This window comes from Ignavibacteriota bacterium, from assembly GCA_016708125.1.
In the GTDB taxonomy this organism is placed as follows: Bacteria; Bacteroidota; Ignavibacteria; order Ignavibacteriales; family Melioribacteraceae.
In genome coordinates this window covers 1,603,928-1,629,097 of the sequence record JADJGF010000001.1, presented here as the reverse complement: position 1 = coordinate 1,629,097, position 25,170 = coordinate 1,603,928, and the positions used below count along the sequence as shown (strand labels likewise).

The window sequence follows — 25,170 nt, the reverse complement described above, 5'->3', positions numbered from 1 at the left end:
TAAGATTATGATTAAGGAAAAGATAAAAAATAAACAACTAAGCTGTGATATAATTATGAACATACTCCGCTGTTTTTCTTCCTTCATTAATTGCCCAAACAACTAATGATTGTCCCCGTCTCATATCACCCGCAGCAAAAATACCGGGAATATTTGTCATTCTGTGTTCATCGGTTTTTATATTACTTCTTTCATCTAATTCAACATCAAGTTCAGTAATTAACTTATTTTTAGTTGGTCCGGTAAAACCCATTGCCAGCAATACTAAATCTGCATCAATAGTAAATTCAGAGCCGGAAATTTCACTCATGCTTCTCATTCCGGTTGCCGGATTTTTCTCACCAAATTGCAATTTTGCTAAATGAAGTTTTTCAACTTTATTATTTTTGCCGGAAAATTTCTTTGTCATAACCGAATAAATTCTTTCTGCACCTTCTTCAATCGATGTAGAAGTTCTTTCGATAAAAGCCCATTGCGGCCATGGATTATTTTCACTTCTAACTGTCGGAGGCTGTGAAAGTAATTCAAGATTTGTAATTGATTTTGCACCTTGTCGTTTAGCCGTTCCAATGCAATCAGAGCCGGTATCACCGCCGCCAATTACAACAACATTTTTTCCTTCCGCATTAATTCTATTTCCGTTAAAAGTCTGACCACAATTAGCTCTATTTTGTTGAGTTAAATATTCCATTGCAAAATAAATTCCATTTAAATTTCTTCCTTCAACCGGAAGATTTCTTGGTTGTTCAGCACCGCCGGCTAATACAACGGCCTCAAATTTTTCAACTAATTCTGAAAGCAAAATATCTTTCCCAATTTCGGTGTTGGTTTTAAATATTACTCCTTCTTCTTCCATTATTTTTATTCTTCTTTGAACAATAGTTTTATCAAGTTTAAAGTTTGGAATTCCGAGAGTTAATAATCCTCCGATAAATTCATTTTTTTCAAAAACAGTAACTTCATGCGAGGCTTTATTTAATTGGTCGGCACAAGCAAGTCCAGCTGGTCCCGAGCCAACTATTGCAACTTTTTTTCCGCTGCGAACTTTTGGAATTTGTGGTTTTATCCATCCTTCTTCAAATGCTTTTTCAATAATTGATAACTCAATATTTTTTATTGTTACTGCATCTTTATTGATTGCAAGTGTGCATGAATTTTCACAAGGAGCTGGGCAAACTCTTCCTGTAAATTCCGGAAAATTATTTGTACGCGATAATCTGTTGTAAGCATCTTTCCAATTATTTCTATAAACCAAATCATTCCAATCTGGAATAATATTATTAATTGGGCAGCCAGATTGACAAAATGGAATTCCGCAATCCATACAGCGCGCACCTTGTTGTTTTAATTCATCTTCGGTTAACGGAATTACAAATTCATTCCAATGATTTACACGTTCATCAACTTTTTGTTTATAAAAATCGTTTCGCTTATAATTGATAAATCCTTTAACTTCGCCCATGGTTAATCCTTGCTTTCAATTAAAACTTCTTCAAATTTATTTTCATTATTTTGTTTCGCTAAAACTTTTTGATAATCCTTAGGAAATACTTTTACAAACTGCGGTTGAACTTCCATCCAATTATCTAAAATGTTTTTTGCAACTTTGCTTTTTGTGTATTGATAATGTTTAATAATTAAATTGCGTACCTCATCTTTATCTTCTTGATTTACAACCGGAAATAAATCAACCATTTCCATATTGCATAAATTTTCAAATTGATTTTCAACATCCCACACATATGCAATTCCGCCGCTCATTCCCGCCGCAAAATTTCTTCCGGTTTTACCAAGTACAACAACTCTTCCACCGGTCATGTATTCACAGCCGTGATCGCCAATTCCTTCAACAACAACATTTGCTCCGCTGTTTCTAACCGCAAATCTTTCGCCGGCTTTTCCATTTATAAATACGTCTCCTAATATTGCGCCGTACATTACAACATTTCCAACAATTATATTTTCTTCCGGAATTAGTAGAGAATCTTCTTGAGGTTTTATAATTAACTTACCTCCGGAAAGTCCTTTGCCCACATAATCATTTGCATCACCTTCTAAAAAGAAAGTTACACCTTTGCTTAAAAATGCGCCAAAACTTTGTCCCGCTGATCCTTCAAAATCAATTTGAATTGTATCTTCCGGCAATCCTTTTAATCCATACTTTTTTGCAATTACTGAACTTAACATTGTTCCGACGGTTCTATTTCCATTATTTATATCGCAACTAAATCTCACCGGAGTTAGTTTCTGGATTGCTTTCTTACATGATTCAATTAATTTGTTATCAAGTGAATTTTCAAGATTATGTTTTTGTGATTCTGAATGATGAACTTTCATTTTTATTGGAACATCTGTTTTATGAAGTACACTTCTCAAATCTAAATATTTAGCTTTCCAATGATCAATCTTTTGTCTCTTTTCTAACAATTCGGTTTTACCAATAAGATCATCAAAATATTTAATTCCTAATTGCGCCATAAGTTCTCTAACTTCTTGGGCAATAAACATAAAGTAATTAATAACATGTTCGGGTTTTCCTCTGAACTCATTTCTTAATTGAGGATCTTGTGTTGCAATACCAACCGAACAAGCATTTAAATGACATTTTCTTAGCATTACGCAACCCATTGAAATAAGTGCAGAAGTTGCAAATCCAAATTCATCTGCTCCAAGTATTGCGGCAATTACAACATCTCTTCCGCTTTTAAGTTGTCCGTCAACTTGAATTCTAATTCTTCTTCTTAAATCATTAAGTACTAAAACTTGCTGAGTTTCCGCAATGCCTAATTCCATTGGCAATCCGGCATGTTTAATTGAAGTTAATGGAGATGCACCCGTTCCGCCTTCATATCCGCTTATTAATAAATGATCCGCTTTTCCTTTTGAAACACCAGCTGCAACAGTTCCAACTCCGGCTTCCGACACAAGTTTTACACTTACTTGTGCTGCCGGATTAGATTTTTTCAAATCGTAAATTAATTGTGCTAAATCTTCTATTGAATAAATATCATGATGCGGAGGCGGTGAAATTAATCCAACCCCGGGGGTTGTATGTCGTGTCTTTGCAATTTCTTCGCTGACTTTTTCACCGGGTAATTGTCCGCCTTCACCGGGTTTTGCGCCTTGCGCCATCTTTATTTGTAGCTGATCCGCATTTACTAAATATTCAATTGTAACACCAAATCTTCCTTGTGCAATTTGTTTAATTCTGCTTCTTTTTAAATTTCCATTTTCATCAATTGCATATCGCTCGGGATCTTCCCCGCCTTCTCCGGTATTTGAAAATCCGCCCATTCTATTCATTGCGATTGCTAATGTTTCATGGGCTTCTTTTGAAATTGAGCCATAACTCATTGCACCGGTTGCAAATCTTTTTACAATATTTTCCACCGGTTCAACTTCTTCAATTGGAATACTTTTTCTTTCTTTGAATTTTAAATATGAACGAATCAATCCGTAATTTTTTTCTGTATCATTTACAATTTCAGAATATTTTTTATAAATGCTAAAATCATTACTTCTTACTGCATGCTGTAAAAGTGCAATTGTTTCCGGATTCCATTGATGATTTTCACCTTCTGCCCGCCAGCTATAATATCCGCCTTCTTCTAAAACATCTTCACAATTATTATTTTCACAAACTTTAAGAGCTGCGGCATGTCTTAAGTTTACTTCTTTTTCAATCATATCAATTCCCAATCCGCCAAGACGTGAAATTGTTCCGGTAAAATATTTTTCTATTAATTCATCTTGCAATCCAACAGCTTCAAATATTTGTGCGCCGCAATATGATTGAATTGTAGAAATTCCCATTTTGGAAATAACTTTATACAATCCAACTGAAACTGCTTTTAAGTAATTTTGTTGGGCTTTTTCAAAACCGATTCCGTTTAACTCATTATTTTTAATTAGTTCTTCAATGCTTTCAAAAACTAAATATGGATTTATTGCATTGGCTCCGTAACCAATAAGCAAAGCAAAATGATGCACTTCTCTTGCTTCGCCGGTTTCAATAATAATGCTGACTTTTGTTCTTGTTCCCTTCTTAATTAAGTGATGATGCAATCCGGAACAAACCAATAAACTTGGAATTGGAATATTATTTTCATCGGAATATCTATCAGAAAGTATAATAATTGTTTTTCCATTTTCAATTGCTTTATCGGTTTTGATAAACACATCCGATAAGGCTCGCTCTAATCCGCCAACTTTTCCTTTGGGATAAATTGTCGGAAATGTTTCCGCGCGCAAATCAACTCGATCTAATTCTTTTATTTTCCAAAGCTGCTCATTTAACAAAATAGGTTTATCAATTTTCAATCTTCTGCAATGCTCTGGAGTTTCTTCTAATAAATTTTTTTCCGGACCAAGCATTACTTGTTCGCTCATAATTATTTCTTCTCGAATTGCATCAATTGGCGGATTTGTAACTTGAGCGAATAATTGTTTGAAATAATTAAATAATAATTGAGGTTTCTTACTTAGCAATGCAATTGGAGTATCTGCACCCATTGAGCCAATTGCTTCTTTTCCCTCAATAGCCATGGGCTTAATAATGAATTTAATATCTTCTAAAGTGTAACCAAATATTTTCTGTTTTGTTTTAATTGCAACTTTACTTGGGATAAACTTGTTTTGCAATTCCGGTAAATCATTTATGTGAATTAAATTATCTTTAAGCCATTGTGTATAATTTTGCTGATTGCAAATTTGATTTTTAATTTCTTTGTTTCGTAAAATTTTTCCTTCTTGAGTATCAACCAAAAATATTTTTCCGGGTTGAAGTCTTCCTTTTCTAATAATTTCAGCTGGATTAATTCTTAATGTTCCGGATTCTGAAGCCATTATAACTTTATAATCTTTTGTAATCCAATATCTAAGCGGGCGTAAGCCGTTTCTATCTAAAACCGAACCAATATATCTTCCATCGGTAAAAGAAATTGCGGCTGGTCCATCCCAAGGTTCAATTAAAGCGGAGTGATATTCATAAAAAGCTTTCTTAAATTCCGGCATGTTTTTATCACCGGAAAATGCTTCCGGAATCATCATCATTATTGCATGAGGCAAAGATCTCCCCGATGCAACAAGGACTTCGAGCACATTATCAAAAGCTGCAGAGTCACTTTTACTTGGAGCCAAAAGCGGCATTATTTTTTCTAATTCATCACTAAAAATTTTACTTTGAAATTGTTTCTCTCTTGTGTTGAACCAATTTTTATTTCCTTTTAATGTGTTGATTTCTCCGTTATGTGCAATAATTCTATAAGGATGTGCCAAAGCCCAAGTTGGAAATGTATTTGTGCTGTATCGCGAATGAACTAACGCTAATGCCGAAACGAAATCCGGTTCTGATAAATCCGGAAAAAATCCTTTTAACTGCTCAGCCATAAGTTGACCTTTATACACAAGCGTCTTTGAAGATAAGCTGCAGATATAAAAATAATTTTTTTGTGATAAATCAGTGCCGCGAATTTTTAACCCAATTCTTTTTCGAATTATTAAAAGTCTTTTTTCAAACTCTTCTTTTGGAGTTTGCTCACCTCTGCCTATTAAAATTTGTTTCATTAGAGGCATTACGGAAAGTGCAACTTTTCCTATATCATAATCATTATAAGGAACGTCTCTCAATCCTAAAAAATTTTGATTTTCATCAATTGTAATTCTTTCAATAATTGCTTCAATTTTATGTCTGTCTTCGGCAATTGTTGGAAGAAAGACTAAGCCAACTCCGTAATCACCAACTTGAGGAAGTTCAATATCAATATTATGACAAACTCGGCGTAAAAATGTATCCGGAATTTGCGTCATTATTCCGGCACCGTCTCCGGTTTTGGAATCTCCGCCGACAGCTCCTCTATGTTTTAAATTTTCAAGAATCTCAATTCCGTTTGTTACGATTTCATGAGTTTTGTCGCCTTTTACATTTGCAACAAATCCAACTCCACAGCTTTCATGTTCAAAATCTGGATTGTACAAACCTTGTTTTCCGGGCATAATATTTTGTCCGCTCATTTTCTTTCCTAAAATTTATCTTAAAATAAATCGGCAATCGATTGGTAGTTTTTAATATTCCAATTTACAATTCTAAGATCATTAGATTGTAAGCTCAGAGTACTTCAAATGTTTGAGGGATCATCCTCTTAGATAAATGAAGTTTTAATAACCCAAAAAGATAAAATTTTTTTGAATAATTACAACATATTAATTCGGAATTTTTTCAAAAAACAAACATTAATTAAAATTTATCCAATTAAATTGTATGTAATTTCTGTGTTATGCCTAATTTTATTTAATTATTTTTACATTTAGTATCACTTATTAAGAATAATAAAATATTTCTATTTATAAAAAATCCCGAAAATTTATTGGGTTCTAAGTTTAATTTTCGGGACTTTTATAAATTGGTAAAAAATACTTTTACATTCCTAAACTTACTCCAAAAATTAAGTAACCAACTTCTTGATTTGGATTAAGAACATAACTTGTAAAAATTGGTAATGCAAAATCTTCTGTAATTTTAATATCTTTAGAAACTTTTGCACCGATATTAATTAAATTAAATTCTGTTGTTCCATAAAAAGCATTATCTCCGCCCGGAGTTCCGCCAACAAAAAGATCTAAACCAACTTCACTAACGGAAGTTGAATAACCGAGCTCAAAGTAAATTGAATTATCAGAATCATTAAAAACATTAACAAATGCCGCAAGCGAAAGTGGAAAGCTTTCTGATCCGGCATAACTCAATCCAACTTCAAGAGTATGAGCTCCATTTTCGTCTTTATAACTTCCATATTTTCTTCCACTTTTTGGAAAGTAATAATCTGTGAATATTAATGAAAAATCTGAAACCGAATAACTTGCATACAAATCCATTTCTTCTGCACCCGTTGCATCGCTTGTGAAAGGATATGATCCCCAGAAACCCACTTCAAAACTTCCCGCAGCTAAAGAAAGAGTTGGCTGAATGCTTCCGGAATTACCAAAATCTAATCCTCGCCAAACATATCTGCTTACAAAATCTGCACCGCCGGATAAAGTTGTTTGAGCAAGTGAAAATGATGATAAAAATATAATTATAAAAAATATGTTTTTAATTGATTTCATGATTTCTCCATAAAGATATTTTATATTATTTTTAATTAGTTACTTTTTCAAATTCCGGATAAGCTTCCATACCATGCTCTCCAATATCTAAACCATCTAACTCTTCTTCTGGTGTAACTCTTAATCCAATAGTTTTATCAATTAACTTAAATAAGCCAAATGCTAGTGGAAAAACCCATAAAAATGCAGCTGCAACACCTATTAGTTGAGTACCGACAACACTTAATGAAAACCCTTCAACACTAAAAACACCTGCTGCTATTGTTCCAAATGCTCCACAAACTCCGTGAACAGAAATTGCACCAACTGGATCATCAACTTTTAATTTTCGTTCAATAAACAGAACACTAAATACAACCAATATACCAGCTAATAATCCTATTATAACCGCGCTTAATGGTGAAACGTTTGCACAACCAGCAGTTATTGCTACCAGACCTGCTAGGGTACCATTTAAAGTCATGCTTGCATCTGGTTTTCCTAAAGTAAGCCATGCAGTGAACATTGAACTAACTGCTCCGGCGGCGGCGGCTAAATTTGTTGTAACAGCTATTAATGCAATATCTGTGTTTGCTGCAGTTGTACTTCCAGGATTAAATCCAAACCAGCCAAACCACAATATAAAAGTCCCTAAAGCAGTTAAAACTAAATTGTGACCTGGAATAGCTTTTGGTTTTCCATCTTTACCATATTTGCCTATTCTTGGACCCAATACAATTGCTCCAGCTAAAGCAGCCCAGCCACCAACTGAATGAACTACTGTTGATCCGGCAAAATCAATAAATCCCAATCCTTCTAACCAACCACTTCCATGAAATAAACTTCCCCAAGCCCAACTGCCAAATATTGGATAAATAAAAGCACTTATTACAACACTATATATGAGATATCCGACAAACTTTGTTCTTTCAGCCATAGCTCCAGAGACAATTGTAGCTGCCGTTGCGGCAAAAACGACTTGAAACATCCAAAAAGCATAAAGCCATGGATCTCCTTCTTTTGCAAAATCGCTAAAAAGAAATCCAGTAGTTCCAAACCAACCTGTTGCATTTACTCCAAACATTAATCCAAAACCTAAAATCCAATAGGCCAAACTACCAAAAGCAAAATCCATTAAATTTTTCATCATAATATTTGCGGCATTTTTAGCTCTTGTTAAGCCAGTTTCAACCATTGCGAAACCAGCTTGCATAAAGAAAACTAAGAAAGCGGCAACTAATGTCCATACATAATTTGCATTTGTTTGAACTTCTGCAATTGCGTTCGCATTTGATTCAACAGTTGGAGTTGATTCCTCAGCAAACATTAAAATAGGCGATATTATTAATATCAAAAGTAAAATTTTTAGTAACCGTTTCATTTAAATCTCCATTTTATATTATTTAATTTTAAACTGCTGATTCACCGGATTCTTCGGTTCTAATTCGGATTGCATCTTCTATAGGAATGATAAAAATTTTACCATCACCTATTTTTCCGGTTTTACTTTTTTCAATAATTATCTGGATTGCTTTTTCTACAGCGTCATCAGAACAAATAAGTTCAACTTTAACTTTGGGCACAAATTCAAGATTATACTCAGATCCTCTGTAAATTTCTTTATGACCTTTTTGTCTGCCATAACCTCTAACTTCCGTAACTGTAATTCCCGCAAAACCTTCTTCTTGGAGAGCAGTGTGCAGAATATCCAATTTTCCGGGTCTAATTATTGCTTCCACTTTTTTCATTTTATTCTCCTATTTGATAGATATTACCATAATATATATGTTGTAATTTATATTTCGACTTAATAATTTAGAAATCTACCCGCAAATATATAATAAATTTCTATTTTGTCAAATTTTAATCTAATTTATTTTTGTATAATTTGATTTTTGACTTATATATTAGGTTAGATTTCTTATTTTACCTTAATAATTATTACCATCAAATTGAACGTATTTGTTTTATAAGGAAATTATTTGGGTTTTTATGAATATTTTAAATATAGATGTTTGTAGAAAGAGTTAATGGATTTGAAAAGAGAGATGCGATTTGGAGTTTTAATAAAATGTTGTCACTGAAAATCAATGACAACATTTGAAAGAATTGCTGTTACTTATTCAACTGCAAAAGCTAATTTAACATTTGCTTTAAATTGCACAATTTTTCCGTCTTCAACTTTTGCACTGTGCTTTATAACTTCAACACCGGTAATTCCCTTTATTGATATTGATGCTTTTTTAACTGCTTGATTTACGGCATCATCAAAACTTTTTTCTGAAATTCCAATAATTTCAATAACTTTTATTGCACCAGAATTAATGTTTGACATTTTATACCTCTTTCTTTTTTAGTTAAATATTTTTTGTCCGGCAATTTCTTCCAATCTTTTTATTCTATCTTCAGTTGAAGGATGTGTAGAAAATAATTTTTGCATTCCGCCAAAAAATGGATTGATTATAAACATATGTGAGTCGGATTCCCTTCCTGTTATCATAGGAATTTGTTGAACACCATTTTGCAATTTGTAAAGTGCCGTGGCTAAGCCTAATGGTTTTCCCGAAATTTCTGCTCCGCCTTTATCTGCGGCAAATTCTCTAACTCGTGAAATTGTCATTCTAATTACCATTCCGGCAATCGGAGCTAAAATCATCATAAATAAACCAGCCATTGGATTTTCTCTTCTATCAGAACTAAAATGTGCAATTTGTCCAAGTGTAGCCAAAGCTCCTGCAAAAGTTGCGGCAATTGCGCTTGTTAAAATATCACGATGTTTTACATGAGCTAATTCGTGAGCCATAACTCCTTCAAGTTCATCTTTAGATAAAATTCTTAAAATTCCTTGAGTAGCAGCAACTGCAGCGTGCTGGGGATTTCTTCCGGTTGCAAATGCATTGGGAGTTTGTTCGGGAGTTATATAAACTTTTGGCATTGGCAATTGAGCGTTGTTAGCTAATTTTTCTACCATTTGATAAAGTCCGCTTGGATGGTCTGGACCAATTTCATTGGCTTTATATCTGCTTAAAACCATTTTATCGCTAAACCAGTAGCTGTAAAAATTCATTCCAGCAGCAATTATTAAAGCAATTATTGATCCGGTTTTTCCTCCAACAATTCCGCCAATCCAAATAAATAGAAGCGTTAAAGCCATCATTAATAAAAAAGTTCTAAAGTTACTTTGCATAATTAAACCTTTATTCTTTTGGTAATTTTTAAAAAATTAAACAATTTTTAAGTGAAAAAGTATAATAAAATTAAAATTTAAACTCGAAGAAAATTTAATCATACGAAAAAATATTTTATTCTACGAATTAATTTCCAGTACAAAATTTTATAAAAATTCTACAATCAAATTTTTCTGAAGTTTCAAAATAAGTTGATTTTGGAAAATTTATTTTGATTGTTTTAATTTGAGCTGAGAAATGATCTTGAAAAGTTATTTCTTTTTTAATACAATTAATTACGAGTTGTAAAAAAATAAGGAATAAAATATGTTAATGGTAAAAGATGTTGATTTAACACCAAATCCCCAAGCTTTAAAATTTATATTGAGTGAAAAATTATTAAATAGAGAAACAAGAAGTTTTAAATCAAAAGTAGAAGCAGAAAATGATCCGATTGCTAAATTAATTTTTGAATTACCCGGCATTGTTTCTGTTTTTTATATGGATAGATTTATTACAATTGAAAAAGAACCAAATATTAGCTGGGGAAAAATTCAAATGCCTTTTGTAAATCTTATTAAAAATTTTGATAAGAATTTAATTCCTCAAGAATCAGAAAATATAAATTCTTCTGCAAATGAATCTGAAATGCTAAAGCATATTAATGATCTTCTTGATAAAAGAGTTAGACCCGCACTTGCCGGAGACGGCGGAGGTTTACAAGTTTTAGATTTACATGATAAAACTTTAACAATTAGATATCAAGGAGCTTGCGGAACTTGTCCAAGTGCAATTCAAGGAACATTAGTAGCAATTGAGAATTTATTGAAGCGCGAAATTGATCCTTTTATGGAAGTAGTTAGCGGATAAATATATTAAATTATAGGGGAAATTACAGCCCAGCTTTTTTCAAAAGTTGGGCTGTAAAATTTTTCAATTCAAATGATCTTCAATAAACCTTTCTTCTTTTTCTGCAATCATATTATTTAATTCTTCATCAAAGAAAAATTCTTCATTTCCAAATGCCGGTGTTAAATGTGTAAACCAAGTTGCTGTTGAATCAAAAGAAGCAAAAAACGGTTTTTTTACCCAATCGGGATTTCTTGCTTGAAGTAAATTTAGAACAAAAACTTTTTCATTATTAACTTCTGCAATTCCTTCAACCGCTACTTTTCCTGGCAATGCCGACATAACCGGTCCTCTTGCAGTACGGCTTAATCCAGAAACATTTTTAAATGCTTTTTTATATATTTTAAAAACTTTCATAATTGGTATTTCAAAATATTTTTTTGCTCCAGTGTTTCTTTCAACAAACATGTAATATGGAATTAAACCAAGCCTAACTTGTTCTTTCCACATTTTTTCCCAAATTTCTGATTTATCATTTACATGTTTTACAACCGGTGACTGAGTTCTAATCTCCACACCAATATTTCGTAGTTTTTGAATTGCTTCATTAACAATTTTTGTTTGGAGTTCATTGTAATGACTAAAATGAGCCATAATTGATAAATGTTTTCCGGATCTTATTATTTTTTCAAATAATTTTAGTATTTGATTTGAATCTGAATCTGTAATAAATCTATAAGGCCAATATGCTAATGACTTTGTTCCAATCCTAATATTCTGAATATGTTCAAATTGATGTGATAAAAATGGTTCAATGTAAGTTTTCAATTTTTGATATTTCATAACCATTGGATCTCCGCCGGTAAAAAGAATATCCGTAATTTCTTTATGTGTTTTTATATATTCTTGAAATTTTTTCGATTCATCTGTTGCAAATTTTAAATTATCAATTCCAACAAATTGAGCCCATCTAAAACAAAAAGAACAATAAGAGTGGCAAGTTTGCCCACCTGAAGGAAAAATCAAAACCGTTTCTTTATATTTATGCTGTAATCCTTTTATCGGAAAGTTATCAAGAAACGGAATATTTGCGGTTAACTGTCCGGCTGGGTGAGGATTTAATTCTAACCTAATTTCATCAGAAATTTGTTTTACCATTCTGTTCGGTAAATTTCTTTTTAATGCATCAGCCATTTTTATAAATTGCGGCGGACTCAACATTTCTTTATGCATAAAAGTTAATTGAAAAATCGGATCTTGGGGAATGTTTGACCAATCAATTAATTCTTCTAAAACATAATTATTTACTCTAAAAGGTAATACATTTGCAACAACTTCCATATTAAAAATCTCATCTTTAGGAAGTGCCTTTAGCTGCAAAATGTTATTTAAGTCTTTTAGTTGAAATATTTTCAGTTTTGGAGTAATCATTTTTTCCTCCTAACTTATTTTAGATTCAAATAAAAATTATTAACAGTTTTTGAAGTATTGATTTTTAGGAAAAAGATAAGGATTTAATTATTTAGGAATATTTGAAAATGGAATAAGATAGAAGCGGCAAAAGCCGCTTCATTTATTTAATGGTATTTACTTTACTGATATCGTCTATTTTAACAAAACTTTCTTGAAATTTATAACTTCCTTTATCAGATTTTAATGTTTTTACAACTTTAACATTAATATCAACTTTTTTACCAGTATTTTTTGCTTTATCAGCAAATGTTTGCTTTTTAGCCATTGTTAATTTCTCCCTTAATTTTATTGTAAAATTACAAAAAAAAAGTCAAAGATGAAATGCGATAAATCTCATCAAATCACTAACCTTGTTTTTGTAATAAATCAACCAAAATACGACCACTTTCTTCCAAAAAAGGATCTTCAACTTTTAAACTTTTTTTAGTTACTTCTTTTTTATCAATTATTTCAATCTTATTTAATTTTTCCCGTTCTTCTTCTCTTTGTTTTCTTTTAAGTTCTCTTTCATCTCTTTCTTTTTTTCTTACTACTTCGTTTAAGGAAAATTCAATTTTATTTTTATTTTCTTTGTATTCTTCAATGTCTTCCAATAAATAATTAAACTCAGGTTCCGTTAAAATTCTTTCATGATGTTTTTTAATCAGTTTAGGAAGAATTGAAGTAAAATCTCCATATTTTTTAAACTGACTTGTTTGAATTTGGTCCCATTCAAGTGCGCTTGGCATTGAGCTTTCTCCATATTCATTTGGATCAACAGCAGTTGGAAATTGAACATCCGGAATTACGCCAAGATTTTGTGTACTGCTTCCGTTAATTCTATAATATTTTGCAATTGTGAGTTTTAATTGTCCGCTTTGATCTCCGGCAGATGGAACAAATCTTTCTAATCCAATTAAATTTTGAACTGTTCCTTTTCCATATGATTGTTCGCCTAAAACAATTCCTCTTCCGTAATCTTGTATTGCACCGGAAAAAATTTCCGAAGCTGAAGCGCTGTATCTATTTATTACAACTGCCATGGGTCCATTATAAATAATTGCCGGATCCGGATCTTTCTCAACGGTTATACTTCCGTTTGATTGCCTAACTTGAACAACCGGACCATCTTTAATAAATAATCCAGTTAGTTCAACAGCTTCATCAAGAGCACCGCCGCCATTATTTCTCAAATCGACAATTATTCCATCCACATTTTCTTTTTTCAATTCATCTAAAATTTTAGCAACATCTCGGGTTGTACTTCTAAAATCGGGATCGCCATTTCTTTTTGCATCAAAATCTACATAAAAACTTGGAATTTCAATTACGCCTAATTTATAATCAACATTATTTTCATTTATTGAAATAACTTTTTTCTGCGCAGCTTGTTCTTCTAATTTTACTTTATCTCTAATTATTGAAATTGTATCCGGTTTAGAATCAATTCCATTTTTTGCGCGTAAAACTGTTAACCTAACTTTTGTTCCTTTATCGCCGCGGATTAAATCAACAACATCATCAATTCTCCAGCCGATTACATCTACAATTTCTTCATCGCCTTGTCCAACTCCGGAAATTAAATCATCTGCATGAATATTATCAGCTTTAAATGCGGGTCCGCCCGGAACAATATTTACAACTTTTGTGTAATCATTATCTGTCTGCAAAGTTGCGCCAATTCCTTCTAATGAAAGTTTCATTCTTATGTTAAAATTTTCAGAAGTTCGCGGAGCTAAATAATTTGAGTGCGGATCAATTGCATCTGCAAATGAATTTAAATAAAGTTGCAAAACATCTTCGGATTTAAATTGTAAAATTGCTTTATGGTAATTTTTGTATCGCTGAATTAATGTCTCTTTTGATTTCTCCCATTCTTTACCGCTTAATTTAAGATTCAAAGCTTCGTTTTTTAATTTCTGTCTCCATATTTCATCAAGTTCATCATTATTAATTGCCCAAGATTCTTTTTCTCTATCAATTATAAAAGTTTCATTCTTTGTAAAATCAAATTCTTTGTTTAATCTGCCAAGAACGTATTTCATTCTTTCGTTCATTCGTGTTTTATAAACATTAAAAATTTCATACGCGGGCAAAAGGTTTCCCAAGTGAAGATTTTCATCTAAAGCAAATTTATATTTTTCAAAATTGTCCAAATCAGATTTTAAAAAATACGACTTGTTGTAATCAAGAGAATTTATATAATTATTAAAAACAACTGATGAAAGCGAATCATCAAGATCAAATTTTTTATAATGATAACGCGATAAAATTGTTGTTACCATTTTATTTATTTCCGGATAAAAATCTAAAGGCTCAACAACTTTATTTGTGTCTACAATTTGATTTTGAGCATGTAAATCTTCAGAAATATTTTTTTGACAATTATTTAAAATTAAAAACGCCGATAAGAGAATTATATATTTCTTCATTAAAATAATCCTATTTTTAAGGTAAGGTTTGTTACAATAAAATTTAAATAATGTTTCATTGTGAATTTTGGAAATATAAGAAATTTACATTCTTAAATGAAAGTTATTGATTTGGAATTAGAAAAATTACGAGAATACTGCTTAAATAAAAATGGATCAAAAGAAGATTTTCCTTTTGATGAAGAAACTTTAGTGTTTAAAGTCGGAAGCAAAATGTTTTGTCTTGTAAGTATGGAAACTCCATTAAAAATTAATTTGAAATGTGAACCGGAAGATGTAATAAATTTGATTGAAGAAAACGAAGAAATTATGCCCGGATATCACATGAATAAAAAATACTGGATTACGATAAATCTTGATGGAAAATTAAGTAATAAATTTGTTTTTAATTTAATTGATAACTCGTACAAATTGGTTTATGAAAAGTTGCCGAAGAAAGAAAAAGAGATAATTGAGAAAAGTTTTAGATAATTGACCGAGGATTTTCCCCGGTCAAATTATCTTGCATTCATTAACTAACAGAAGTCTATACCCCCAACTCGAGTTTATTTTTTAATCCGCTGACCACTTCGTTAAGTTGTATATCTTCAGAAGTTAATTTTTCAATATTACTAAAAGCATGAATTACCGTTGAATGATCTCTTCCGCCAAAATGAAGACCTATGGTCTTTAATGAAGCTTTCGTTAATTTTTTAGATAAATACATTGCAATTTGTCGAGCTAAAACAACTTCTTTTTTTCTATTTTTTTCTCTAACCTTATTTTCCTCTACTTTAAATTCTTGACATACAATTTTTGTAATACTATCAATTGAAACATTTACTTCTTTTCTTGTAGAAATTTCATTAACGGTTTTTCTTGTTAATTCAAAATCAATTTCTCTTCCGCTTAATGAAGAATTTGCTAACAATTTAATTAAACAGCCTTCCAATTCTCTAATATTTGAAGTAATATTATAAGCAATGTAATCCAAAATTTCGTTAGAGAGTGAAATTCCGAAACTATCGCTTTTATTTTTCAAAATTGCAATTCTTGTTTCAAAATCCGGAGCTTGAACATCGGCAGTTAATCCCCATTGAAATCTTGAAATTAATCTATCATTCATTCCCTTTAAATCTTTTGGCGGTCTATCGCTTGAAAGAATAATTTGCTTTCTTGCCTGATGAAGAATATTAAAAATGTGAAAAAACAGATCTTGGGTCTTCTCTCTTCCGGTTAAAAATTGAATGTCATCTATAATTAAAACATCCATATTATTGTAAAAACTGGAAAAATCCGCAACATTGTTTGATTGAATCGCTTCAACAAACTGGGTTGTAAAAATATCCGCCGAAAGATATATTATCTTTTTATTTGGATATTTACTTAAAATATTATTTCCGATTGCCTGAATTAAGTGAGTTTTACCTAAACCAACTCCGCCGTAAATAAACAATGGATTAAAAGAAGTTTCGCCGGGATTATCTGAAATTGCAATTGCCGCAGCGCGCGCAAGTTGATTTGATTCCCCTTTTATAAAATTATCAAATGTGTAACGCGGACTAATATTTGATTCAAAATTCAACTGTTCGGTTTTTGCAGTTACTTTTTTTGTCTCAACAACCGGCGGATCAAATAATTGCAGATCTTCTTTTTCTTCTTCGCTTATTATATAAATTAATTTTGCTTCCGAACCCAATACTTGATTTAAAGTTTTGTTTATTAAAGTATTATAATGTTCTTCAATCCATTCTATAAAAAAATTATTTGGTACAGAAATTCTAAGAGTTGTTCCGTCGCAATCAAAAGGTTTAATTGGTAAAAACCAAGTATTGTATGTTATATTTGATACGTTTTGCTTTATCAATTTTAAACATTCCTTCCAAATTGGAATAGAATTGTTGTCTTGCGATTTTGCCAAAGTGTTTATCGAAATTTTTAAGTTATCCACAGTTTTTAACAAGAAATTAGATGAAATAAAAAATATTTAGTGTATGATTTAGATTTCTTCAATTTATTTTATTAACAAATTATCCACATTCAGAAACAATTTCTAACTCATTATATTTTAATGAGTTATGGACTTAATTTAATTCTTAATCACAAACAATTACTGTAAATTGAGAAAATTTTATTGACCTTTTAAGGTATGAAACGTTTCACGATTTCAATTTATCAACAAGTTATCAACATTGGTTTGGGTGTTCAACTATGAATTAAAATATGTTTAAAAATCCTTCCGTACAAATTAATTTTTCAACAATTTTCTAATGCATTGTTATATAACAAAATAAAATTTTTATTTAATGTTGCGAGTTGAAAGAAGTCAGAAATATTGATAATTAAAAGGAATAAAAATGGTTATTTAAGTTATTTTATAGCCAAACAAATTATTAACTTGCTGCTTCTGATACACTCAAATTATTGCAAATATTTTTTTTGAACAAATTAATTATTTACAATTTCCGTAAAACATTATTTTATAATAAAATAAAATTTGTAAGATTTCGATAATAATTACAGCCGAAAGAAATTTTAAAAAGTCAAAGTCGATAATATTTCCGTTAATTTATTGTTTTATTTGTAGTTACCGAGAATTATGCTTTTAGAATTTTATGTAGTTTTTTGAAAAATATTTCACCTAATTTGTAAATATTTAAACAACTAAAAATTGTTATCTTTTCTAAGAAAATTTAAAACTATGAGGATATTTTATGAAAATTGTTGTAACCGGCGGTGCGGGATTTATTGGAAGTCATATTGTGGAATATTGGTCAAACCAAAATGCAGAAGTTCATGTTTTGGATAATTTACGCAGCGGATTTGAAAAAAATATCGCCGATTTTAAAAATGTAAATTTTAGAAATGGAAGTATAACCGATAAAAATTTTGTTAACGAAGTTTTGGAAACCGCAGATTATGTTTTTCATCTTGCGGCATTAATTTCTGTTCCGGAATCTCTTGAAAAACCTGATGAATGTTTGGATATAAATGTAAAAGGTTTGTTAAATGTTTTGGATGCTGCAAAATTACACGGAATTAAAAAAGTTGTTCATTCAAGTTCTGCCGCAATTTATGGTGATGATCCTCGTTTGCCGAAAGATATAGGCATGAAACCAAAACCTCAAACTCCGTACGGAATTACAAAACTTGACGGTGAATATTATCTTCAAATGTATTTTGAGCAATATGGTTTACAAACAACTTCTTTAAGATATTTTAATGTTTTTGGTCCGCGACAAGATCCTAAAAGTCAATATGCGGCGGCAATTCCGATTTTTGTTTATAAAGCGTTAAAAAATGAGCCAATAATAATTTACGGTGATGGTGAGCAAACCCGCGATTTTGTTTACGTTAAAGATGTGGTTCTAGCAAATGTTTTGGCGGCAACTACTGAAAATGTAATTGGAGTTTTTAACGTTGCAAACGAGCAAGCAATTACAATAAATGATTTGGCAAAACTAATTATCAAAACTACAAATTCAAAAAGTGAAATAATTTATCAGCCAACGCGAGCCGGAGATATTAAACATAGTTTGGCATCAATAAAAGAAACGCGGGAAAATTTGAAATTTAATCCTTCGCACGATTTAACTTCTTCTTTGGAAACAACAATAAAATATTTTGAGAATTTGAAAAAATAAAAAAAATGAAAAAGAAAAATATTTTAGTTGTATTTACGGGCGGAACTTTTTCAATGAAAATTGATAAAGAAACCGGCGGAGCAATTCCGTATTTCCACGGTGAAGAATTAATTGAAATGATTCCAGAAGTAAAAGGATTGGCAAATATTTCAATTTACAATTTTGGAAATTTTCCCGGTCCGCATATGACTCCGGAATTAATGTTAAATCTTTCTCAAACAATTCAAAAATTCATAAAGAAAAAAAATGTTGATGGAATAATTGTAACACACGGAACCGATACGCTTGAAGAAACCGCATATTTGCTTGATCTTACAATTAATACCGAAAAACCAATTGTAATAATTGGTGCAATGAAAACAAGCACGGAACCGGATTGGGACGGACCAAAAAATTTAATTAATGCAATTAGTATTTGTAATAATGAAAACAGTAAAAGTTTGGGAGTTTTGGTTTGTCTAAACGGAGAAATAAATGCTGCAAGCGAAGTAACAAAAACTCACACGGAAGATATTGAAACATTCCACAGTTTGGATTTTGGCGCATTGGGTTTTATTGATAAAGGAAAAGTTTGGTTTAATCGTTTGCCGAGAAAATTAGAAAAAATTGAAACTGATAAAATAAACTCGAATGTTGATATAATAAAAGTTTATGCCGGAATTAAAGAAAATATTTTTAAACTTATTGCCGATACAAAAATTGATGGATTAGTTGTTGAAGCGCTCGGAGTTGGTAATGTTCCGCCGCCGGCATTTGAAGGAATTAAATATGTGTTGAGTAAAAATATTCCGGTAGTTTTAGTTTCTCGCTGCCCAGCTGGAGAAACTTTAGATATTTACAGTTATGAAGGCGCCGGGAAATGGTTAAAGAAAAGCGGAGTTATATTTTCAGATTATTTAAACGGGCAAAAAGCTAGAATAAAACTTATGCTGGCTTTGGGAAAAGGTCTGAAAAACATAGAATTGAAAAAAATATTTGAGAATTAAAATTTTTTAAATTTGATTCTCAAAATGAATTATGTTTTAATTTTTTTCAAAGTTGATAAATCAATGAAATTAATTTTCTAAAAAGTTGAAAATTCTATTTAATGTAATGTTATTAATCTCTGCCGAAATTATATAAGTCCCACTCGATAAAAATTCTAAATTAAGATTATCTGAATTCTCATAATTATTTTTTGATCTTGAAATTTTATACACTTGCTGACCAAGAATATTAAATATTCTAATATTTAATTCACCCAACTGTTCATTCTTAACAGAGTATTTTAAATTTCCGTAAGAAGGATTAGGATATACTTCAAAATTTGTTTGGGATTCATGTTTACTGCTTTTAACAGAAGTTGGATTTCCTATTAACTGTAAAATTCCATAATCATCACTATTCATCCAATGGTTATTATAATTTTCCTCCGTTACAAAAACTGAACCGAAAAAATTATCTCTTAACTTTGGAGTTTCGTTTGGATCGTCATTATCACAATACGCTACTGAAAGTCCAATAATATCATTTTGTTTTAATATAACTCTTGATGCTTCTGGACTTTCATTATCATAAGTATTATCAAAAACCTTCAACGAAAATTCCCAACAGTACTTATCACCGCTTTTACGCAAAGCTAATTCTGGAAAATGATTTGCATAATTTATTATTAAATTATTTGCCCAGCCAGTTCCGTCAAAATCTAAAGCAACAAAGTTTGAATTGACACTATCTTCAGAAGGAAAATCGATTGAAATATGATAGGAAAATGCATCTTCGGAAATAGTTCCAACAACTTTATCATCAAATATATGAACCCCACCAGAATTATCTTGATCAATAAAAACTTCAATTATGTCATAATTATAACTTTCGTTGCTTCCATTAAATTCAAATCCATCAACCCAAACATCATCATAAATTTCAAACAAAAAATACAGAAGGTTTTTTTCGGGTGACCAAAGTACTTTGTAGTTTCCATAATAATCAGAAGAATCAACATAATCTCCCCAAGGAATCCAAACTTGATCAATACTTTGCCAGGATGTTTCATTCCAAGCGATATCATTACTTATTCCGTCAATTACGGGAACTTTATCTGATTGCATAACTTTTACTGTATCATCTTGCTTAGCAAAAACACATAAATAACTAATTGTTAGAATAATCAGAAATATGATTTTCTTCATTTATTTTACTCTTACTAATAATACTGATTTTAATATTTTTTAAGATCTTAAAATTATTTATTTCATAAGTATCTTAAGAATTTAGAATTACCAAATTTAAATTTGGAATTACAAATAAATATTTTGAGTTAAACTTTCCCAACCATATTTTCCGGTGCGAGTAATTTATCTAATTCTTCTTCAGATAATAATCCTTTCTCTAAAACCAATTCGTAAATTCCTCTATTATTCTGCAATGCTTCTTTTGCAAGTTGTGTGCTTGTCTCATAACCCAAAACTGGATTAAGCGCTGTAATTAATCCGATGCTATTTTTTACTAAATTTAAACAATGATCGGCGTTTGCAGTAATTCCATCAATACATTTATATTTCAAAGTTGTCATTCCATTCATCAACATGGAAATTGATTCGAAAATACTTTGCGTAATTATTGGTTCCATTACGTTTAATTCAAGTTGACCGGCTTCTGCTCCAAGTGTAACGGTTAAATCATTTCCAATAACTTTAAATGCAATTTGATTTACAACTTCGGGAATTACGGGATTTACTTTTCCCGGCATAATTGAGGAGCCCGGCTGCATGGGAGGTAAATTAATTTCGTTAATTCCAGTTCGCGGTCCGGAAGATAATAATCTCAAATCATTAGAAATTTTAGAAAGTTTTACAGCTAATCTTTTTATTGCAGATGAATAAATTACAAAAGCTCCGGTATCTTGAGTAGCTTCAACTAAATTTGTTGCACTAACAATTTCTAAATTTGTAATTTTTCTTAAGTGCTCAATGCATTTTTCTCTATATCCAATTGGAGCGTTTATTCCCGTTCCTATTGCGGTTGCACCCATATTTACTTCTAAAAATAAATTTGCATTTTGCTCTAATCTTTGAATTTCTTCTCCAAGTGTTACTGCATAAGCTTCAAATTCTTGTCCTAAAGTCATAGGAACCGCATCTTGTAATTGCGTTCTTCCCATCTTAATTATATTAGAAAATTCTTTTCCTTTTTCTCTGAAAGATTCAATCAACTCCTTTAATACAAATATTAAACTTTCGTTCGATTTTATAATTGCAATTTTCACTGCTGTTGGATATGCATCATTTGTAGATTGTGAAAGATTTACATGATTATTCGGATGACAGTATTTATAGTCTCCTTTTTCTCTATCTAATAATTCCAAAGCTCTGTTTGCAATAACTTCATTTGCATTCATATTTGTGGAAGTTCCCGCACCGCCTTGAATCATATCAACAACAAAATTTGTGTGAAGTTTTCCATTAATGATTTCATTGCAAGCTTCAATTATTGCATCGGCAACCGGTTTTGATAAAAGTCCCAAATCATAATTAGCTTTTGCTGCAGCCATTTTTACAATTCCCAATGCAGAAACTAAATTTGGAAATGTATTTATACTTTGTCCGCTTATATTAAAATTTTCCAAAGCTCGTAAAGTTTGAACTCCATAATATCTTTCTTGCGGAACATTTCTTTCTCCCAAAAGATCATGCTCTTTTCTTGTTCTTCCGGATTCATACTGATCGCCAATATTTACTGCATTAATGTTTGTCCTTTTCATTCTTCGGGAAATTACGCGAGAAATAGTTGAATAAAGTTTTACGGCAATTTCTCCATGTTTGTTTGATAAGTTTGTTAATTCAGCTTTATCAATAATTATAATTTTTGTATTTAATAATGTTCTTGCGGATGTTGAATGAGGAGAATCATCAATCAGAGAGCCTTCGCCGAGAAAATCATACTTTGAAAAAAATGCTAATCTTTTTTCTTGTCCAAACGGAGTTCTTTTAAATAACTCAACTTCACCTTCATAAATTATAAATAAAACTTCATGCGGATTGTTTTCACTAAATAAAATTGCATCTTTTTCATAATCTACCAGTTTCATTTTTTCTGCAACCAAATTCAGTTCAGAATCAGAAAAACCATTAAATAATTCAACCTTTTTAACAAATTCCTTAATTTCTGCAACACTCATAAAATCTCCTAAAATTTTTCAAAATATTTTGTAACAATTTGTTATTCTATTTCGTCTTTATGTATAGAAACTATGTTAACTGATACAAAATACAATTTTTTAGTTCAGCAATACAAGAGCAGAATTTACAATTATTCTGTTTACTTGTTAAAAAATAAAATGGATGCTGAAGATGTTACTCAAGAAGTTCTAATTAGAATTTGGGGAAACTTGGGAAGCTTTAATATTCTTTCGGCAAAAACTTGGATTATGAAAACTACACACAATTTATGTTTGGATTATTTGAGAAAACGAAAATCAGAATTTTCTAAAAACCCTTATTCTATTGATGATGTGAGTGATTACATTGAAAATAATGATGAAGAAAATCCGATGTTGAAAATTGAAAATGAAATTCAAACGGAAAATATTAAAAGTAAAATTCAAGAACTTCCCGAAAATTTAAGAAGTGTTTTTGTTCTGTACGAATTGCAAAATATGAAATATAAGGAAATTAGTAAGTCGCTTGATATTCCAATAAATTCAGTAAAGGTTTATTTATTAAGGGCGAGAAAGCAATTACAAGAAAAGCTCAGCAAATTAAAATTGCAAGAGGTGGCTTAAGTGAAAGAAGAATTGTTAAACAAAATAATTGATGTAGCATACGGTAACGCTTCTTTATTTGATAAAATAAAAATTTATTTGATGTCGTTGAAAAATTCTGAAATTAAAAATTTGTTGCACGAATATAAAAATACAGCATCATCAATTAAAAAATTAGATTTGGAAGATTGCCCGGATCATATTATTGGTAAAGTTTCAAAATCAATTCATTCGGAAAATATAAAATCCAGTTCAATGCTTTCTGACATTTATACAATTTTATTCGGAAGACCTTTACTTTCCGGTACTTTGGCAACGGTTTTTATTTTAGCAATAATTTCAACATTTATTTTTAAGCGACCCGAAATAAAACAACATTATACAAAACAGCAAATCGAAATTGCAGAAAAACAAACCAGAGAAACATTTGAATTAATTGCAAGTGTTTTGAATAAAACAAAAAATACGGTTGAACAAGAAGTGCTTGCAAAACGCGTAAGCAAACCAATTAAACAAAGTTTGAATTTAGTAAATGATTATTTAGAAGGAGAAAATACAAATGAAAACATTAATTAAATCTGTGTTAATAATAATATTCTTTGCAGCAATAAATATTTCTGCACAAGAAAATGATTATTCAAAATATCCCGGTTTTGTAAATTTTGGAGATTTAAATTCGCTTCAAGATGGTGAAGAAGTTACTGAAATTTTAATCGAGGAAAAATTATTGAAAATGGTTTCCAAATTTACAGATGAAGATCCGGAACTTTCTGATTTGGTCGGCGGATTAAAATTAATTAAAGTAAATACTTTTGAAGTAACACCAAGTAATTCGACTGATTTGATGAAACGTGCGCAATCAATTGATAAAGATTTGATGAATAAAAAATGGGATAGAATTGTTAAAACTAAATCAAAAGGAAATGTAGCAAACGTATATTTAAAAACTGCCGGCGATGATGAATTTGTTGGATTAACCGTTGTTACCGTTGATGAAGGCGGAGAAGCAGCTTTTGTAAATATTGTAGGAAATATTAATATGGACGCTTTGGGAAAATTAGGTAAAAAGTTTGATATTCCCGGTTTGGATGGAATTAAAAAAGAATAATCATTATTTCAAAATTACAAGATTTACAAGATTTACATGATTGCAAAATTAAAATCGTGCAAAATATTTTGATTGAGTAATCTTGAAATCTTGTAATTCGTAATCTTGCAATTTTAATGAAATGTGAGGATGAAATGAAAATTAAAATGAAATATTTAATTCTAATATTCGGAATTGCAATTTTAAATTCTGGTTGTATAGGAATTAACAGAGAATTTAAAAATATCCGCTCACAAATATTAGAAAGTATGAATGATGATTTTGATAGAGAAATAGAATTCTCAGTTGGTCCCGTTGGATTTTTTATCGCAAGCCAATTTGTAAAATTTGCCGATACAGAAGAAAATGTTGACGAAATGCTTTCCAAAATTAGAAACATACAAATTGGAGTTTATAATAGATTAAGTAATTTTTCCAATCCATCTTTCGAAATTTTAAATAATATTTCTCATTCATTTGATGATGTTGAATGGAAACCAATTGTTAAATCAACTCACGATGGTGAATTGACCGGAATATTTTTAAAGGAAAATTATCTTGATGAAATAAATGAGTTGTTCATTGTAACATTAACCGAAGAAGAATTGATCTTGGTTAAATTGCAAGGAAACCTAAGTTCTATAATAGATATAATTATTAGAGATTATGGTCACGAAATAAAAATTGCCGGAAATAATTAAAAACTTTTTATCTACAAAAAAAATCTAAATTTGCA

General features: G+C 30.7%; 21 protein-coding genes. 8 read left to right on the top strand and 13 right to left on the bottom strand.

Annotated elements, in window-relative coordinates:
- Positions 1-37: 37 nt before the first annotated feature.
- From IPH62_07350 to htpX, 7 genes are all read right to left on the bottom strand, one after another.
- Complete coding sequence (locus tag IPH62_07350; protein MBK7105082.1) at positions 38-1,462, bottom strand: glutamate synthase subunit beta; 1,425 nt, start codon at positions 1,460-1,462, stop codon at positions 38-40.
- 2 nt (positions 1,463-1,464) lie between these two features.
- Positions 1,465-5,994, bottom strand: coding sequence for a glutamate synthase large subunit (gene gltB, locus IPH62_07345; GenBank protein ID MBK7105081.1), 4,530 nt, complete (start codon positions 5,992-5,994; stop codon positions 1,465-1,467).
- Positions 5,995-6,417: 423 nt separating this feature from the next.
- Entirely contained in the window at positions 6,418-7,104 is a 687-nt protein-coding gene (locus IPH62_07340; GenBank protein ID MBK7105080.1) for a hypothetical protein, read from the bottom strand.
- 31 nt (positions 7,105-7,135) lie between these two features.
- Positions 7,136-8,464, bottom strand: a complete 1,329-nt coding sequence (locus tag IPH62_07335) for an ammonium transporter (GenBank protein MBK7105079.1) — start codon at positions 8,462-8,464, stop codon at positions 7,136-7,138.
- A gap of 28 nt (positions 8,465-8,492) precedes the next feature.
- Positions 8,493-8,831, bottom strand: a complete 339-nt coding sequence (locus IPH62_07330; GenBank protein ID MBK7105078.1) for a P-II family nitrogen regulator — start codon at positions 8,829-8,831, stop codon at positions 8,493-8,495.
- Positions 8,832-9,202: 371 nt separating this feature from the next.
- Positions 9,203-9,418, bottom strand: a complete 216-nt coding sequence (locus IPH62_07325; GenBank protein MBK7105077.1) for a dodecin domain-containing protein — start codon at positions 9,416-9,418, stop codon at positions 9,203-9,205.
- 18 nt (positions 9,419-9,436) lie between these two features.
- Positions 9,437-10,270, bottom strand: coding sequence for a zinc metalloprotease HtpX (htpX, locus tag IPH62_07320; protein ID MBK7105076.1), 834 nt, complete (start codon positions 10,268-10,270; stop codon positions 9,437-9,439).
- Between the two features lie 307 nt (positions 10,271-10,577).
- Between htpX and IPH62_07315 the strand changes: the two genes are divergently transcribed.
- Complete coding sequence (locus IPH62_07315) at positions 10,578-11,120, top strand: NifU family protein (protein ID MBK7105075.1); 543 nt, start codon at positions 10,578-10,580, stop codon at positions 11,118-11,120.
- Positions 11,121-11,183: 63 nt separating this feature from the next.
- Here the strand turns inward: IPH62_07315 and IPH62_07310 are convergent, their stop codons facing one another.
- The 3 genes from IPH62_07310 to IPH62_07300 form a co-directional block, all read right to left on the bottom strand.
- On the bottom strand, positions 11,184-12,530 hold the full coding sequence (locus tag IPH62_07310) for a lysine 2,3-aminomutase (GenBank protein MBK7105074.1): 1,347 nt from the start codon (positions 12,528-12,530) through the stop codon (positions 11,184-11,186).
- 142 nt (positions 12,531-12,672) lie between these two features.
- Positions 12,673-12,837 (bottom strand): hypothetical protein, encoded by a 165-nt coding sequence (locus IPH62_07305; protein ID MBK7105073.1) that lies wholly within the window; start codon positions 12,835-12,837, stop codon positions 12,673-12,675.
- 79 nt (positions 12,838-12,916) lie between these two features.
- On the bottom strand, positions 12,917-14,983 hold the full coding sequence (locus tag IPH62_07300) for a carboxy terminal-processing peptidase (GenBank protein MBK7105072.1): 2,067 nt from the start codon (positions 14,981-14,983) through the stop codon (positions 12,917-12,919).
- A 111-nt stretch (positions 14,984-15,094) separates the two neighbouring features.
- Between IPH62_07300 and IPH62_07295 the strand changes: the two genes are divergently transcribed.
- On the top strand, positions 15,095-15,454 hold the full coding sequence (locus IPH62_07295) for an MmcQ/YjbR family DNA-binding protein (protein ID MBK7105071.1): 360 nt from the start codon (positions 15,095-15,097) through the stop codon (positions 15,452-15,454).
- Between the two features lie 55 nt (positions 15,455-15,509).
- On the opposite strand, the gene dnaA is transcribed toward IPH62_07295, so the two are convergent.
- Positions 15,510-16,883, bottom strand: coding sequence for a chromosomal replication initiator protein DnaA (gene dnaA, locus IPH62_07290; GenBank protein ID MBK7105070.1), 1,374 nt, complete (start codon positions 16,881-16,883; stop codon positions 15,510-15,512).
- Positions 16,884-17,676: 793 nt separating this feature from the next.
- Here dnaA and IPH62_07285 point away from each other — a divergent pair.
- A complete protein-coding gene (locus tag IPH62_07285; protein ID MBK7105069.1) occupies positions 17,677-18,606 on the top strand; it encodes an NAD-dependent epimerase/dehydratase family protein in 930 nt (309 codons plus the stop codon).
- A gap of 5 nt (positions 18,607-18,611) precedes the next feature.
- Positions 18,612-19,592: an asparaginase gene (locus IPH62_07280; GenBank protein ID MBK7105068.1), complete on the top strand. Its 981-nt coding sequence runs from the start codon at positions 18,612-18,614 to the stop codon at positions 19,590-19,592.
- A gap of 69 nt (positions 19,593-19,661) precedes the next feature.
- On the opposite strand, the gene IPH62_07275 is transcribed toward IPH62_07280, so the two are convergent.
- Complete coding sequence (locus IPH62_07275) at positions 19,662-20,777, bottom strand: T9SS type A sorting domain-containing protein (GenBank protein MBK7105067.1); 1,116 nt, start codon at positions 20,775-20,777, stop codon at positions 19,662-19,664.
- Positions 20,778-20,905: 128 nt separating this feature from the next.
- A complete protein-coding gene (aspA, locus tag IPH62_07270) occupies positions 20,906-22,765 on the bottom strand; it encodes an aspartate ammonia-lyase (protein MBK7105066.1) in 1,860 nt (619 codons plus the stop codon).
- 72 nt (positions 22,766-22,837) lie between these two features.
- On the opposite strand from aspA, the gene IPH62_07265 reads away from it, so the two are divergent.
- The 4 genes from IPH62_07265 (at position 22,838) to IPH62_07250 (ending at position 25,135) form a co-directional block, all read left to right on the top strand.
- Positions 22,838-23,368 (top strand): sigma-70 family RNA polymerase sigma factor, encoded by a 531-nt coding sequence (locus tag IPH62_07265; GenBank protein MBK7105065.1) that lies wholly within the window; start codon positions 22,838-22,840, stop codon positions 23,366-23,368.
- Positions 23,369-23,923, top strand: a complete 555-nt coding sequence (locus tag IPH62_07260; protein ID MBK7105064.1) for a hypothetical protein — start codon at positions 23,369-23,371, stop codon at positions 23,921-23,923.
- Entirely contained in the window at positions 23,907-24,455 is a 549-nt protein-coding gene (locus IPH62_07255; GenBank protein MBK7105063.1) for a DUF4252 domain-containing protein, read from the top strand. The genes IPH62_07260 and IPH62_07255 overlap by 17 nt, the downstream gene beginning before the upstream one ends.
- A 134-nt stretch (positions 24,456-24,589) precedes the next feature.
- Positions 24,590-25,135: a DUF4252 domain-containing protein gene (locus IPH62_07250; protein ID MBK7105062.1), complete on the top strand. Its 546-nt coding sequence runs from the start codon at positions 24,590-24,592 to the stop codon at positions 25,133-25,135.
- Positions 25,136-25,170: the final 35 nt, after the last annotated feature.